Here is a 13367-nt window from a genome sequence, read left to right as displayed (position 1 = left end):
CAATGGGCGTACTGCAAAAACTACAAGAACGCATCCGCCAGAAGGGCCTCAAGCGCACCTTCAAGACTTTTTTCGAGCGCTACGTGTTTTTCCATTGGGAACTGCTGTGGATGGAGCGCGACCTGATCAGTCCGGTGCCGCCGCACAGCCTCAAGGCGCATGCGCCGGTCACCCTGGCGCAGATCACCACGGCCAATGCCGATGCCTTCGCCCGACATTTCGGCGACCGTGTCGAGACCATGCGCGAGCTGGCCGCCGAGGGCCATACCGGGCACATGTACCTGGATGAGCAGGGCGATGCCGTGGCATTCATCTGGGCCAGCGTGGTGGATTACCACGACAAGCATTACTACGGTTGCACCTTCCCGGTGAAACCCGGCGAGTTCTTCGAGTTCGGCGGCGAGATGACCCGGCCGTACTTTGGCAGCGAGTTGTCGGTGACGGCCCAGGTCGAGCTGTGGAACACCATGCGCGAGAAGGGCTGCCACAAGGTGGTGGACGTGGTGGAGACGCACAACGTGCCAGCAATGAAACTGCACCTGCGCATGGGCTACCACGAGCAGGGCCGGGTGATGCATGTGTACGGCCTGTTCGGTCGCTGGAAGCTGTTCCGCGAAACCCGCTACCACGGCTCGCGCCTGGCGGTGCTGCGCAAGCCGGGCGTGGCGCGGGCGCTGCCCACTACCTGAGGGCACAGGATTTGTAGGAGCGGCTTCAGCCGCGATGAAGCCAACGTGGTGTATGGCACCAGCTTCGCTGGTGATCGCGGCTGAAGCCGCTCCTACAAGGAACTTGAGCTGTTCGGGCATTTTTTTGCTAGCGTTGGCGCACGACAACAGCCCGTCCGCCAGCATGGCGCGACGCCGCAGGGAGCGCGCCATGAGCAGCCTTACCCAACCCGCCTGTGCCTTTCGTCATGTCGCCGCCGACGGCTATGGCCTCGGCGGATTTCGCTGGCGCCACGCCGAGCCCGACCCCCTGCGTCCCCTAGTGATCATCAACGCCGCCACCTCGGTACGTTGCCGCTACTACTCGCGTTTCGCCGACTACCTGTTCGCCCAGGGCTTTGACGTGCTCACCTACGATTATCGCGGCATCGGCGAGTCGCGCCCGGCCACGCTGCGCGGTTTCCAGGCGTCCTGGAGCGATTGGGGCCGGCTGGACTTCGAAGCGATGTTGCAACTGGCCGCCGCCGAGCATCCGGGCCAGCCGATGCATGTGGTCGGCCACAGCTTCGGCGGCTGGGCGCTCGGGCTGGCGCCGTCGGCGGGGCAGGTGCGCCATGCGCTGCTGGTGGGCGCGCAGTTCGCCTACTGGCGCGACTATGCGCCGGAGCAGCGTTGGCAGCTGTTCGGCAAATGGCACGTGGTGATGCCGCTGTTGACGCGGATGTTCGGCTATTTCCCCGGCAAGCGCCTGGGCTGGCTGGAAGACACCCCGGCCGGCGTGGTGCGCGATTGGGTTGCCCGTACGCCGCGTTACGAGCAGCGGCCCAGTGGGCGTCTACTGTCGGCGATGCCATTTGCCCAGGTACAGGCGGCGACCCTGGCCATCAGCCTGACTGACGATCCGTTCGGCACGGTGGCGGCCACTGAACGATTGTTGGGGTACCTGCAAACGGGCGAGCGGCGGCATCTGCGGGTGGCGCCTGTGGATATCTCGGTCGGGGAGATCGGGCACTTCGCGTTCTTTCACGATCGGTTTCGTGAAAGTCTGTGGCCGATTGCGCTGGAGTGGTTGCAGAAGGGGCGCCTTGAGGCAGGAACACCAGGCCGGCTCATCAGTTGATGTCCGGTTGGGGCCGCACAGCGGCCCCATCTGCTATCAGCCCAGGCGCGCAAGTGCCTGGGTGGTGAACTTCACCCCGGCCAGCCCATGCTTGATCAGCGCACGGATATTGCCATGGTCGCTGCCCTCGGGCGTGGCGACCACGCTACGGTAGTGCTCACCGAAGGCCAGCAGTGCCTCCTGGTCGCTCAACCCTTCGAGCAGCGCCAGGCCCAGGGTCTTGCACGAACCTTCGTTCTGCCCGGCGGCGTTGTGCACGTCGCCATTGTCGAAGGCCTGGGGCTGGTAGCTGTAGTTCGCGGCGATGAAGGCCAGGGTGTCGGCAAAAACGTGTTCGCCGCTGGCGAGGCTACTGCGCAGGGTATTCAGGTCAGTCACGCGGTTTTCCTTGTTCGAACGCCGCTTTCTGCTCGGCGCTGGCTTCGTTCTGGTATTGGGCTTTCCAATCGGCATAGGGCATGCCGTACACCTGCTCACGGGCATCGTCCAGGCTCAGCTCGATCTGGCGATCATCGGCGGCGGCCTTGAGCCACTTGGACAGGCAGTTGCGGCAGAAGCCGGAAAGGTTCATCAGGTCGATGTTCTGCACGTCGGTACGTTTTTGCAGGTGGTCGACCAGGCGCCGGAACGCGGCGGCTTCGAGTTCGAGCTGTTGTTGCGGGGTCATGGGCGATCTCTTCAGGTCATGCGGTTCTTCAGATGGCGGCCACCGTTGATGACCACCTGGCTGCCGGTGCTGTACTGGCTTTGCAGCAGGAACAGCACGGCGTCGATCAGTGGGCGGGCGCCGGGTTCGAATTCGAGCAGGGCCTTTTTCAGGGTCTGCTCGCGGTACTGCTCGTCGCCGCCTTCCTTGAGGATCAGCAGGCCAGGCAGGATACCGTTGACCCGCACCTTGGGCGCGTACTTTTCGGCGAACGACAGCACCATGTTCTGCAGCGCGGCCTTGGTCGCGGCATAGCCGATGTGGCTCTTGCTGCCGCGCGAGGAGGTCTCGTCGCAGATGTGGATGATGTCGGCCTTGTCCACCTTGTTCAGCAGCTCGCCGAGGGCGAGGTTGAGGTGGTAGGGCGCCTCGACGTGCAGGCGGAACATGGTGTCGAGGTTGTCCAGGCCATCGTCGAGCCACAGCGAGGCGTTATGGATGATCGCACGCAGGCCGTCGTACTCACGTTGCAGGTACTCGATCAGGGCCTGGCGGTCTTCGCTGCGGGTCAGGTCGGCCTGGAACTGCCGGATGTTCGGGTGGGCAGCCTGCCCCTGCAAGGTGCGGCTGGCGCTGACCACCGTATGGCCGGCCTGGGCTAGCTCCATGGCCAGGGCCAGGCCGACGCGCTGGCTGGCGCCGGTGATGAGGATTGGGCTGTTCATGTTCGGGCGGTCTGTTCGTCTGTCCGTGCGTGATGCCCCAGCATACCCGAACTGCGCGGCCTTGCGAGCCCGTGCCTCAGCGGCTGCGCAGCCCCTGGGAACGTTCGGTGGCAGCGCGTGGCGTGGCGTTGAGCCAGCCGGCCAGCAACCGGGTGGACAACGGGATGAACAGGTACACCATCAATGGCGTCAGGGCCAGGGTACTGAGCAGCACTCGAGGCAGCAGGTCGAGTGGCGCCAGCCAGTGGCCGAACAGCAGGTTGAACAGTAGCGAAACCGGAAAGAACGCCAGCCAGATGGCCGTTGCCTGCTTCCAGCGTGGTGGTTTTTGCACTGTATTGGTGCCGAACCAGTCGTCGATACCGCTCACGCGCCTCTCTTTGGGGCGCTCGAACAGGCCGTTGCCGCGCTCCAGCCAGGCCCTGCGCGAGGCGGAATGCTCCCAGGCGTGCATGGTCTGTTCGCTGGCGAAGCGGAAGATGATCTGGAATTCGTCGCCCTCGCTCGGCGGGGCAAGGATGCCCGAACCCAGGTAGCCGGGAAAGTCGGTGGCCAACTGTTCGCCTTCGTGCAGCCAGGCCAGCAGGTCCTGGTAGCGGCCGCAGGCGGCGCGGCGCGACACCATCAAGGTGACGGGTGGGGTAGACATCGTGTATCTCCTGGCGACGGGGCTGGCGGGTAGCCGGCCCCTGGCTTGCGGCCCGGGGTGATGGGCGGCGCAGGCGGGCTTGCAAGAATCGGGCACGGATTATCGCCGATCAATCATGACCGGTCAGTTTCAATGGCTGGACGGTCGTCAGAACGTGTTGGGTGCCTGGGCGTGCAGCTCGGGGTGGGCCTTGCGGTGGGCCTGGAGGATGTACTCGCGCAGGCGCTCGACCTCTTCGGCCGGAGTGTGTGTCAGGTCGTAAGCGGCGAGGCGCGGGCCGATGCGCCGGCGCAGCGCGCCGTGCAGGCCGATCGGCGGGATGTCCTCGGCGGCGAAGCGCAGGTTGAATTGCGCAGGGGCTTCAGCCCCACCGCGCACTTCCAGCAGCACACCCTTGAAGGAAATGTCGCGTACCCACAGGTCGCTGGCCTGGCCGTGATCGTCCAGCAACGCTGTCGGCTGCTGCAGCGAAAGGCGCCAGGGCCTCAGCATGGGGCCGTCCTCGTAGATGTCCGGCGAGCCCAGTTGCAGGTGCAGGGCGTGGAATTCATCCTCGACCAGTTGCAGGGGGAAGCTCAACTGCTGGTTGTTGAAGCTGGCCTGCAGCGTCACCTGCTCGTTGGCTACCAGGCGGGTGAGCAGGTCCTTGAGACGACGGTCGCCATTGACCAGCAGGCTCGACATGGGGTCGGCCAGGTTCAGTTGGGGCGAATGCTGCATGTCCTGGATGAAATCCAGTTCGTCCTGGGAGAGTAGGGCGTCTGCTTGCATGGTCTGACTCGAAGGGGCGATCGGTAACGGCGATTTCTTCACGGCGGTGGACAGTGGTCAATCCGCTTCGTTCCGGTCATTCGTCGGATAATCCTGAAGCCTGTGACTTTAGCCGGAGGCGGCCTTTTGCCACTGTCGAGTGCTAGTATCCTACGTTTTCACTCAGTTTCGGAATCCTCACCCGATGAAAGTCGCCATTATTTCCGGTTCGGTGTACGGCACCGCCGACGAAGTCGCCCGCCACGCCGAGTCGCTGCTCAAGGCTGCCGGCCTTGAAGCCTGGCACGCGGCACGCGCCACCCTGCAGGACATCGAGGGTTTTGGCCCCGATGCGTTGCTGGCGGTGACCTCGACCACCGGCATGGGCGAGCTGCCTGACAGCCTGATGCCGCTGTACAGCACGATCCGCGATGTACTGCCGGCGGCCTGGCGCGGCTTGCCAGGGGCGGTGATCGGCCTGGGCGATTCGAGTTACGGCGATACCTATTGCGGCGGCGGCGAGCAGATGCGCGAGTTGTTTGCCGAGCTGGGGGTGAACGAAGTGCTTCCGATGCTGCGACTCGATGCCAGTGAGACCGTGACACCCGAGGCCGATGCCGAGCCGTGGCTGGCGGAATTTGCGGCTGTGCTGAAAGGCTGATGTTGCCTGGGCCGGCCCCACGACAGGGCCGGTCGCCTCAATGCATGGCTGAGTCCTCGCGCAACAATGCCAGCCACGCCTGCGCCGCCCGCGACAGATACGCCCCGCGTCGCCAGATGAAGGCGATGTCCCAACGCAGGTACTCCGGCGCCCGCAACGGCAAGCGCACCACCCCGGGCCGTTCCAGCGCCCGTGCGACGATCGCCGGTAGCAGCACCACGCCTTGCCCGGCCGCCACCAATGCGGCAAGAAAGTCTGCCTGGCCGCTACGCCCACCCTCCTTGGGCGTGAAGCCTTCCTGCTGGCAGGCGCTGAGCAATCGATCGTTGAGCACGAAACTGCGCTGGTACAGCAGAAACGGCGTGTCGGCCAGCTGTGCCAGGGCGACGTCGACCTGCCCGGCCAGCGGGTGGCCGGCGGGCAGCAAGGCTTCCAGTGGTTCATTGCAGAACGGCTGGTAGTCGAACGCCGGATCGTTCGGCGTCAGGCTGCCGCCCAACTCTAACTCGCCACTCTTGACGGCTTGCTCGACCATGCGGCTGCCACCTTCGAGCAGCTGGATCGAGATATTCGGATGGCGCCGCCGGTACTCGGCGAACAATCCGGCGAACAGCGCATCACTGCCCAGCAGCGGCAGGCCGAGGCGCAATTCGCCGCGGGCCATCTGGCTGAGGTCGTCCAGTTCGCTCAGCAGTTCCTGGCGCTGGCGCAACAGCGCTTCGCCGCGTTCCAGGACGATGCGCCCGGCGGCAGTCAGCAGTAACTGTGAGCCCTGGCGTTCCAGCAGCGGCTGGCCGATGTCCTGTTCCAGCTGGGCGACCTGCTTGCTCACCGCCGACTGGCTGATGTGCAGGGTACCCGCAGCCTGGGTGAAACCGCCTTTGTGGACGACTTCGATGAAACTGCGCAGCTGTTTGAATTCCATGTATGCCGGATTCCGTTTTGGAATGGCTACCAGTCTAACAATTCGCTTCTGGCCTAGGGGGCCGACTTTTACAATGGGCTCGTTGTCGAGGAACTCCCGCCCATGAATCCTGCATTATTGAAAAAGACCTTGCGCCTGCTCGCCGAGCTGACGGTGTTGCTGGTGTTGTTCCTGATCGGTGGCCAGTTGGCCGCCTGGCTTGGCTGGCCGATTCCTGGTGGCGTGATGGGCCTGGCGCTACTGCTGGCACTGTTCGCCACCGGCCTGCTCAAACCGGCCGCGCTGCAACTGGGTGCCGGCTGGCTGATGGCCGAGATGCTGCTGTTCTTCATCCCGGCGCTGATGAGCCTGCTGGACTACGGCAGCCTGCTGCGCAGCGAGGGCTGGCGCATCCTGCTGGTGATCGCGTTGAGCACCCTGCTGGTGATGGTGGTCACCGCGGTCACGGTCGAGCTGGTGTGCCGTTGGAGGTTGCGCCATGAGCCTTGAACCCATGCCGCTGTTCTGGCTGGCCCTGACCCTGGGCGCCTACCTGGGCAGCCGCTGGCTGTACCGGCGCAGCGGACGCTACCTGCTGTCGCCGCTGATCCTGGTGCCGGCCTTGCTGCTGGCGGTGGCCGTGCCGCTGCACACCGCCTACGCCGAGTACGCACGCAACACGCATTGGCTGATGGGCGTCCTCGGCCCGGTCACCGTCGCCTTTGCGGTGCCAATCTGGCAACAACGGGCACTGCTGGCGCGGCACTGGCCAGCGCTGCTGGTCGGCATGCTCGCCGGCAGCGTGGCTTCCATCGGCAGCTCCTGGGCGCTGGCGCACCTGCTTGCGCTGGACGATGCAGTCAGCCTGTCGTTGCTGCCGCGCTCGATCACCACACCGTTCGCTATGCCCGTGGCCCAGGACCTGGGCGGCGTGCCGGAGCTGACAGCAGTGTTCGTGATGTTTACCGGGGTGCTCGGGGCGATGTTCGGCGGCATTCTCCTGCGTTGGCTGCCCTTGCGCACACCGCTGGCACGGGGTGCTCTGTTCGGTGTCGGCGCCCATGGCGCGGGAGTGAGCCGCGCCCAGGAAGTCGGGCGCGAGGAAGGCTCGGTGGCTGGCCTGGTCATGGTCCTGACCGGGCTGCTCAACCTGTTGGCCGCGCCGTTGCTGGTGATGCTGGTCTGACCGTTCGTGCCACTGACTCGCACGGTCATCAGGCTGGCTGCCAAGGCGACTTATCACCTTCGTATAGGCCTCTAGACTGAGCCTCGACATAGAGAGCACATGTATGTGCCGAGGTGACATGCAATGAACGCAGCCTTGCCCTCTTCCGACACTTATCCACCGGGACGACCGTGATGCCACTGGCCGAAATTCCATTGTGCGTCTGGCGCACCCGGAGCCAGGGTTTCACTTTCCGGGGCCAGAGCATCCGCTACTGGACGGCAGGGCAAGGAGAGCCCCTGCTATTGCTTCACGGTTTCCCCACGGCCAGCTGGGATTGGCACTACCTGTGGGCACCTCTTACCCAGCGCTTTCGCGTGGTGGCCTGCGACATGCTTGGCTTCGGCGATTCGGCCAAGCCTGCGGACCACGACTACAGCCTGCTCGAACAGGCCGACCTGCAGCAGGCCTTGCTGGCGCACCTGCATATCGACCAGCCGGTGCACCTGCTGGCCCACGACTATGGTGGCAGCGTTGCCCAGGAGTTGCTGGCCCGGCACCACGAACAGCGGCTCCAGGTGGCCAGTTGCGTATTCCTCAACAGCGGGCTGTTCCCCGAGAGCTGCCGGGTGCTGCTGGTCCAGAAGCTGCTGCTCAGCCGCCTGGGCTGGCTGGTCGGGCGCTCGTTCGGGCGCGACGACCTGGTGCGCAACGTCACCCAGGTCTATGGCCCGTGCACCCATCCCAGCGAGAGCGCCCTGGATGACTACTGGAGCCTGATCGCTTCCAACCGTGGCCCACGGATCCTGCATAAACTGGTCAGCTTCCTGCCGGAGCGCCGGGCCCAGCGCGAACGCTGGGTCGCCGCGCTGCAACGCCCGGGCGTGCCGCTGCGCTTCATCAATGGCGCGGTCGATCCTTTGTCCGGCGCGCACATGGTCGAGCGCTACCGGGAAATCGTCCCGGATCCGGACACCGTGGTGCTGCAGGGCATCGGCCATTACCCGCACACCGAGGCGCCGGTGCAGGTGCTGCGCCACTACCTGGCCTTTCGTGAACAACCGATGAGCTATGTACCACTGAAGGTTGCCTGGTCCTGACCGGGCGATCATCGCCGGGCGTTATCAAGCGGCATTCGCCACGGTGCGCTTGATTGCCCGGCCCCGGCGGCTGGCGGAGACTGCGTTGCATCCCTTCATTGCCAGGAGCCTTGAGCATGAGCGAACCAGTACGTCTGCAGGATCGAGTGGTGATCGTCACGGGGGCCGGTGGCGGCCTGGGCCGGGCCCATGCGCTGCTGTTCGCCGCGCGCGGCGCCCACGTGGTGGTCAACGACCTGGGTGGGTCTACACATGGTGAGGGCGCCAACGCCTCGGCGGCCGACCGCGTGGTGGAGGAGATCCGAGCCGCGGGCGGCTCGGCGATCGCCAACCATGACTCGGTCACCGATGGCGCGCGCATCGTCGAGCAGGCCCTGGACACCTTCGGCCGGGTCGATGTGCTGGTCAACAACGCCGGCATCCTGCGCGACAAGACCTTCCACAAGATGGAAGACAGCGACTGGGAGCTGGTCTACCGCGTGCACGTCGAAGGCGCCTACAAGGTTACCCACGCGGCCTGGCCGCATCTGCGGGCGCAGAACTGGGGGCGGGTGATCTTCACTTCGTCCACCTCGGGCATCTACGGCAATTTCGGCCAGGCCAACTACGGCATGGCCAAGCTTGGCCTCTACGGGCTGACCCGGACCCTGGCCATCGAGGGCCGCAAGCACGGCATCCTGGTCAACGCCATCGCCCCGACCGGTGGCACGCGCATGACCGAGGGGCTGATTCCGCCACAGGTGTTCGAACGTCTGCAGCCCGAGCTGATCAGCCCGTTAGTGGTGTACCTGGGCAGCGAGCAGTGCCAGGACAGCGGCGAACTGTTCGAGGTAGGCGGCGGCTGGGTGGGCAAGGTGCGCTGGGAGCGTAGCCAGGGCGTGGGCTTCGATCCGCGTGAAGGGTTCACCCCCGAGCAGGTGGCGGACAACTGGGCGCGGATCGGTGATTTCGAGGCCGCGCAGCACCCACAGGACAGCCTGCAGGCGTTGCAGCAGATGATGGCGAACCTGCAGAAGTATCCGTTGGGTTGAACAATGCCGGGGCCGCGCTGCGGCCCTTTCGCCGGCAAGCCGGCTCCCACAGGGATCGCACCAGCTTGTGGTCGGCTTGCTGGTGATGAGCCTGGCGCCGACCTTGCGATTCTTGCAGAAATAAAAAAGGCCGCTGCAATCGCAGCGGCCAATCGAGACGTTAGATCAAGGAGCTTCAAAATCAACGTCGGTGAACCTGGGCGGGCGCGAAAAGCAGGGGGGAGAGCCCTTCGTGCCGGCCAGTAAGATCAGAATAAGCGCATGATCCCGTGGGAAAAATAGCCGCTTATGACATTCACCTTTACGTTTCGAGTAAAAGTGCGAGGCAGACTATAGGCCGCTCTCGCGGGAAAAGTCCGTAATGCTTTGTAAGCCCTTTCACTGATTCGCGCCGTACCCCATTCGCCAGCTGGTGGCCTGGGCGGCGGCGAGCAGGCGCCGGGCGGCCGGGCCGTGCTCGTCGGCATGGAAGATCGAGGTCGGACCGACCACGGTCATCACTGCGGCGACCTGGCCCATGGCGTTGAACACCGGCGCGGACAGCGCGTCCACCCCCGGCATCAGCAAACCGTGCACATGGTGCAGGCCGCGCTGGCGGATCTGTTCGAGCAAGGCGGCATAGTCGTCCGCCGTCTGACCGAGCGCTGCCAGTTCCCGGTCGCGCAGCTCCACGGTCTCGCGCTCGGGCAGGTGCGCGGCGAACACCAGCCCGGTGGACGAGCTGAGCAACGGCAGCACCGAGCCGATCTGGGTCACCACCGTCACCGCCCGCACCGCCGGCTCGATGCTCACCACGGTCGCGCCCTGATTGCCCCACACGGCGATAAAGCAGCTTTCGTTGAGCTCGTCGCGCAATTGCGACAGTGGCAGCGCCGCCACCTTCAGCACATCGATGCTACCCAGGGCCGCCATGCCCACCCGCAACGCCTCGCGCCCCAGCCCGTAGTGGTTGGTGGCCGGGTCCTGTTCGGCGAAGCCGCTGGCGATCAGCGCCTGCAGGTAGCGGTGCACCTTGCTCGCCGGCATGTCGACATGTTCGGCCAGGCGCGACAGCGAGGTGGAGGGGGAAAGTTCGGCCAGGGCCTTGAGGATGTCGGTGCCGACTTCCGCCGAGCGGACCTTCTGTTTGCCGTTGTCGGTGCTGCTGGCTTTGGCCATGGGGGGCTTCTATGCAGATTTCATGGGGTGGCGCCTTTATAGCTTGACGCCTGCGCGCGGGCAAATTACGTTATTCGTAATCTGATTACGATAAAAACAATGCAGACGCGCTGCCGCCCTTGGTGCCGGTTTCAGGATCGGGCTCCGCAGCCAGCTGCCCGAAACGGCTCCCAGCAGCCCGGAGGCACCGATGACCCGCGACACATCCCCTGAACTCGAGTACCTGAGCGGCTTCGGCAACGAATTCGCCAGCGAAGCCCTGCCCGGCGCCCTGCCGGTCGGGCAGAACTCGCCGCAGAAGGCTCCCTATGGCCTGTACGCCGAGCTGCTGTCGGGCACCGCGTTCACCATGACCCGCAGCGAACTGCGCCGTACCTGGCTGTACCGCATTCGCCCCTCGGCCCTGCACCCGCGCTTCGAGCGCCTGGAGCGCCAGCCGCTGACCGGCGCGCTGGGCGCCATCAACCCCAACCGCCTGCGTTGGAGCCCGCAACCGATCCCGTCCGAACCGACCGACTTCATCGACGGCTGGCTGCCGATGGTGGCCAACTCGGCATCGGAAAAACCGGCCGGCGTGAGCATTTACATCTACCGCGCCAACCGTTCCATGGAGCGGGTGTTCTTCAACGCCGACGGCGAGTTGCTGCTGGTGCCCGAGCAAGGCCGCCTGCGCATCGCCACCGAACTGGGCGTGCTTGAGGTCGAGCCGCTGGAGATTGCGGTGATCCCGCGGGGCATGAAGTTCCGGGTCGAACTGCTCGATGCCCAGGCCCGTGGCTACATTGCCGAGAACCACGGCGCGCCGCTGCGCATCCCGGACCTTGGCCCGATCGGCAGCAATGGCCTGGCCAACCCGCGTGACTTCCTCACCCCGGTCGCCCATTACGAAGAGCGCACCGGCCCTGTGCAATTGGTGCAGAAGTTCCTCGGCGAACATTGGGCCTGTGAGCTGCAGCACTCGCCCCTGGACGTGGTCGCCTGGCACGGCAGCAACGTGCCGTACAAATACGACCTGCGCCGCTTCAACACCATCGGCACGGTCAGCTTCGACCACCCCGACCCGTCGATCTTCACCGTGCTGACCTCGCCCACCAGTGTGCACGGCCTGGCCAACATGGACTTCGTGATCTTCCCGCCGCGCTGGATGGTGGCCGAGAACACCTTCCGTCCACCATGGTTCCACCGCAACCTGATGAACGAGTTCATGGGCCTGATCCAGGGCGCCTACGACGCCAAGGCCGAAGGCTTCCTGCCCGGCGGCGCTTCGCTGCATGGGGTGATGAGCGCTCACGGCCCCGACGCCGAGACCTGCGACAAGGCCATCTCGGTGGACCTGGCGCCGCACAAGATCGACAACACCATGGCCTTCATGTTCGAGACCAGCCAGGTGCTGCGCCCGAGCCGCCAGGCCCTCGAAAGCCCGCAGTTGCAGGCCGACTACGATAGTTGCTGGGCCACCTTGCCGAGCACCTTCAACCCGAACCGGAGATAACCGATGAACCACACCGCCATTGCCCGTAGCTGGGTCGAGCACGCCAACGGGCACCGCGACTTCCCGTTGCAGAACCTGCCCCTGGGCATCTTCAGCCGCCCAGGGCAGGCGCCACGTTGCGGCGTGGCCATCGGCGACGCGATCCTCGACCTCGAGGCCGTGCTGGCCGCCGGGTTGTTCGAGGGGGCGGCCAAGGCTGCCGTCGAAGCCACCGTCGGTGGTGCGCTGAATGACTTCTTCGCCCTTGGCCGCGAGGCCCGTGTCGCCTTGCGCGAGCGCCTGCTGGCACTGCTGGGCGAGGGCAGCGAACACCAGGCGGCCCTGAAGGCCGCGCTGTACCCGGCTGATGAATGCCAGCTGCACCTGCCGGCGAAGATCGGTGACTACACCGACTTCTACGTCGGCATCGAGCACGCCAAGAACGTCGGCAAGCTGTTCCGCCCGGACAATCCGCTGCTGCCCAACTACAAGCACGTGCCGATCGGCTACCACGGCCGCGCCTCGACCATCCGCCCGTCCGGCACCGACGTGCGCCGGCCCAAGGGCCAGACCCTGCCGGCGGGCCAGACCGAGCCGAGCTTCGGCCCTTGCGCGCGCCTGGACTACGAGCTGGAACTGGGCATCTGGATTGGCCAGGGCAACGACATGGGCCAGCCGATCCCGATTGGAGACGCCGCCGAACACGTGGCCGGCTTCTGCCTGCTCAACGACTGGTCGGCGCGCGATATCCAGGCCTGGGAATACCAGCCGCTGGGCCCGTTCCTGTCCAAGAGCTTCATCACCACGGTGTCGCCGTGGGTGGTCACCGCCGAGGCCCTGGAGCCGTTCCGCTGCGCCCAGCCGGCCCGTCCGGAGGGTGACCCGCAGCCGCTGTCGTACCTGCTGGACAAGCGCGACCAGGCCGCCGGCGCCTTTGATATCGAACTGGAAGTACTGCTGCTGACCGAACGCATGCGCGAGCAGAACCTGCCGGCGCATCGCCTCACGTTGAGCAGCACCCGCAGCATGTACTGGACCGTGGCACAGATGGTCGCCCACCACAGCGTCAACGGCTGCCAGCTGCAACCGGGCGACCTGTTCGGCTCGGGCACCCTGTCGGGCGCGGCGCCAGGCTCGTTCGGCAGCCTGCTGGAGATCACCGAAGGCGGCAAGCACCCAGTTGAACTGGCCAGCGGCGAAGTGCGCAAGTTCCTCGAGGACGGCGACGAGATCATCCTGCGCGCCCGTTGCGTGCGCGATGGCGTGGCCAGCATCGGCTTCGGCGAATGCCGTGGCACCATCGTCGCGGCCGGCTGAGG

General features: G+C 65.5%; 16 protein-coding genes. 9 read left to right on the top strand and 7 right to left on the bottom strand.

Annotation, left to right across the window (positions count from 1 at the left end):
* Window positions 1-2: 2 nt before the first annotated feature.
* Window positions 3-689 carry a GNAT family N-acetyltransferase gene (locus tag CCOS191_RS22775; RefSeq protein ID WP_023630526.1) on the top strand — a complete coding sequence of 229 codons (687 nt, stop codon included), beginning with the start codon at window positions 3-5 and terminating at the stop codon, window positions 687-689.
* Between the two features lie 190 nt (window positions 690-879).
* Window positions 880-1788: an alpha/beta hydrolase family protein gene (locus CCOS191_RS22770; RefSeq protein WP_046857099.1), complete on the top strand. Its 909-nt coding sequence runs from the start codon at window positions 880-882 to the stop codon at window positions 1786-1788.
* 36 nt (window positions 1789-1824) lie between these two features.
* Here the strand turns inward: CCOS191_RS22770 and CCOS191_RS22765 are convergent, their stop codons facing one another.
* The 5 genes from CCOS191_RS22765 to CCOS191_RS22745 all read right to left on the bottom strand — a co-directional run bounded on the left by CCOS191_RS22765 (window position 1825) and on the right by CCOS191_RS22745 (window position 4579).
* On the bottom strand, window positions 1825-2166 hold the full coding sequence (locus tag CCOS191_RS22765) for a HopJ type III effector protein (protein ID WP_046857098.1): 342 nt from the start codon (window positions 2164-2166) through the stop codon (window positions 1825-1827).
* Window positions 2159-2455 (bottom strand): DUF1244 domain-containing protein, encoded by a 297-nt coding sequence (locus CCOS191_RS22760; RefSeq protein ID WP_023630529.1) that lies wholly within the window; start codon window positions 2453-2455, stop codon window positions 2159-2161. Before CCOS191_RS22760 ends, CCOS191_RS22765 begins: the two co-directional genes overlap by 8 nt.
* Window positions 2456-2466: 11 nt before the next feature.
* Entirely contained in the window at window positions 2467-3159 is a 693-nt protein-coding gene (gene folM / locus CCOS191_RS22755; protein ID WP_046857097.1) for a dihydromonapterin reductase, read from the bottom strand.
* A gap of 76 nt (window positions 3160-3235) precedes the next feature.
* Complete coding sequence (locus CCOS191_RS22750; RefSeq protein ID WP_023630531.1) at window positions 3236-3808, bottom strand: antibiotic biosynthesis monooxygenase; 573 nt, start codon at window positions 3806-3808, stop codon at window positions 3236-3238.
* Between the two features lie 147 nt (window positions 3809-3955).
* The gene (locus tag CCOS191_RS22745) at window positions 3956-4579 is read right to left on the bottom strand and encodes a hypothetical protein (protein WP_046857096.1); all 624 of its coding nucleotides are present in this window, start codon (window positions 4577-4579) and stop codon (window positions 3956-3958) included.
* 184 nt (window positions 4580-4763) lie between these two features.
* Between CCOS191_RS22745 and CCOS191_RS22740 the strand changes: the two genes are divergently transcribed.
* Window positions 4764-5219, top strand: coding sequence for a flavodoxin (locus tag CCOS191_RS22740; RefSeq protein WP_046857095.1), 456 nt, complete (start codon window positions 4764-4766; stop codon window positions 5217-5219).
* A gap of 37 nt (window positions 5220-5256) precedes the next feature.
* On the opposite strand, the gene CCOS191_RS22735 is transcribed toward CCOS191_RS22740, so the two are convergent.
* Complete coding sequence (locus CCOS191_RS22735; RefSeq protein ID WP_046857094.1) at window positions 5257-6144, bottom strand: LysR family transcriptional regulator; 888 nt, start codon at window positions 6142-6144, stop codon at window positions 5257-5259.
* A 102-nt stretch (window positions 6145-6246) separates the two neighbouring features.
* Here CCOS191_RS22735 and CCOS191_RS22730 point away from each other — a divergent pair, with 102 nt between their 5' ends.
* The 4 genes from CCOS191_RS22730 (at window position 6247) to CCOS191_RS22715 (ending at window position 9419) form a co-directional block, all read left to right on the top strand.
* Complete coding sequence (locus tag CCOS191_RS22730) at window positions 6247-6633, top strand: CidA/LrgA family protein (protein WP_046857093.1); 387 nt, start codon at window positions 6247-6249, stop codon at window positions 6631-6633.
* Window positions 6623-7309 (top strand): LrgB family protein, encoded by a 687-nt coding sequence (locus CCOS191_RS22725; RefSeq protein WP_046857092.1) that lies wholly within the window; start codon window positions 6623-6625, stop codon window positions 7307-7309. The genes CCOS191_RS22730 and CCOS191_RS22725 overlap by 11 nt, the downstream gene beginning before the upstream one ends.
* A 173-nt stretch (window positions 7310-7482) precedes the next feature.
* Window positions 7483-8388 carry an alpha/beta fold hydrolase gene (locus tag CCOS191_RS22720; RefSeq protein WP_046857091.1) on the top strand — a complete coding sequence of 302 codons (906 nt, stop codon included), beginning with the start codon at window positions 7483-7485 and terminating at the stop codon, window positions 8386-8388.
* A 116-nt stretch (window positions 8389-8504) separates the two neighbouring features.
* The gene (locus CCOS191_RS22715) at window positions 8505-9419 is read left to right on the top strand and encodes an SDR family oxidoreductase (RefSeq protein ID WP_046857090.1); all 915 of its coding nucleotides are present in this window, start codon (window positions 8505-8507) and stop codon (window positions 9417-9419) included.
* A gap of 378 nt (window positions 9420-9797) precedes the next feature.
* On the opposite strand, the gene CCOS191_RS22710 is transcribed toward CCOS191_RS22715, so the two are convergent.
* Window positions 9798-10577: an IclR family transcriptional regulator gene (locus tag CCOS191_RS22710; RefSeq protein WP_046857089.1), complete on the bottom strand. Its 780-nt coding sequence runs from the start codon at window positions 10575-10577 to the stop codon at window positions 9798-9800.
* A 190-nt stretch (window positions 10578-10767) separates the two neighbouring features.
* Here CCOS191_RS22710 and hmgA point away from each other — a divergent pair, with 190 nt between their 5' ends.
* Window positions 10768-12069, top strand: a complete 1302-nt coding sequence (hmgA, locus tag CCOS191_RS22705; RefSeq protein WP_046857088.1) for a homogentisate 1,2-dioxygenase — start codon at window positions 10768-10770, stop codon at window positions 12067-12069.
* Window positions 12070-12072: 3 nt separating this feature from the next.
* Entirely contained in the window at window positions 12073-13365 is a 1293-nt protein-coding gene (fahA, locus tag CCOS191_RS22700; protein ID WP_046857087.1) for a fumarylacetoacetase, read from the top strand.
* Window positions 13366-13367 lie beyond the last annotated feature (2 nt).

The organism is Pseudomonas sp. CCOS 191 (assembly GCF_001007005.1).
In the GTDB taxonomy this organism is placed as follows: Bacteria; Pseudomonadota; Gammaproteobacteria; order Pseudomonadales; family Pseudomonadaceae; genus Aquipseudomonas; species Aquipseudomonas soli.
Note: the sequence above shows the minus strand (reverse complement) of the source record. Positions and strands in the feature narration are given on the sequence as shown.

Coding starts and splice junctions, on each gene's coding strand:
- CCOS191_RS22775 (WP_023630526.1), top strand. CDS start 3: ATGGGCGTACTGCAAAAACTACAAGAACGCATCCGCCAGAAGGGCCTC.
- CCOS191_RS22770 (WP_046857099.1), top strand. CDS start 880: ATGAGCAGCCTTACCCAACCCGCCTGTGCCTTTCGTCATGTCGCCGCC.
- CCOS191_RS22760 (WP_023630529.1), bottom strand. CDS start 2,455: ATGACCCCGCAACAACAGCTCGAACTCGAAGCCGCCGCGTTCCGGCGC.
- folM (WP_046857097.1), bottom strand. CDS start 3,159: ATGAACAGCCCAATCCTCATCACCGGCGCCAGCCAGCGCGTCGGCCTG.
- CCOS191_RS22750 (WP_023630531.1), bottom strand. CDS start 3,808: ATGTCTACCCCACCCGTCACCTTGATGGTGTCGCGCCGCGCCGCCTGC.
- CCOS191_RS22745 (WP_046857096.1), bottom strand. CDS start 4,579: ATGCAAGCAGACGCCCTACTCTCCCAGGACGAACTGGATTTCATCCAG.
- CCOS191_RS22740 (WP_046857095.1), top strand. CDS start 4,764: ATGAAAGTCGCCATTATTTCCGGTTCGGTGTACGGCACCGCCGACGAA.
- CCOS191_RS22735 (WP_046857094.1), bottom strand. CDS start 6,144: ATGGAATTCAAACAGCTGCGCAGTTTCATCGAAGTCGTCCACAAAGGC.
- CCOS191_RS22730 (WP_046857093.1), top strand. CDS start 6,247: ATGAATCCTGCATTATTGAAAAAGACCTTGCGCCTGCTCGCCGAGCTG.
- CCOS191_RS22725 (WP_046857092.1), top strand. CDS start 6,623: ATGAGCCTTGAACCCATGCCGCTGTTCTGGCTGGCCCTGACCCTGGGC.
- CCOS191_RS22720 (WP_046857091.1), top strand. CDS start 7,483: ATGCCACTGGCCGAAATTCCATTGTGCGTCTGGCGCACCCGGAGCCAG.
- CCOS191_RS22715 (WP_046857090.1), top strand. CDS start 8,505: ATGAGCGAACCAGTACGTCTGCAGGATCGAGTGGTGATCGTCACGGGG.
- CCOS191_RS22710 (WP_046857089.1), bottom strand. CDS start 10,577: ATGGCCAAAGCCAGCAGCACCGACAACGGCAAACAGAAGGTCCGCTCG.
- hmgA (WP_046857088.1), top strand. CDS start 10,768: ATGACCCGCGACACATCCCCTGAACTCGAGTACCTGAGCGGCTTCGGC.
- fahA (WP_046857087.1), top strand. CDS start 12,073: ATGAACCACACCGCCATTGCCCGTAGCTGGGTCGAGCACGCCAACGGG.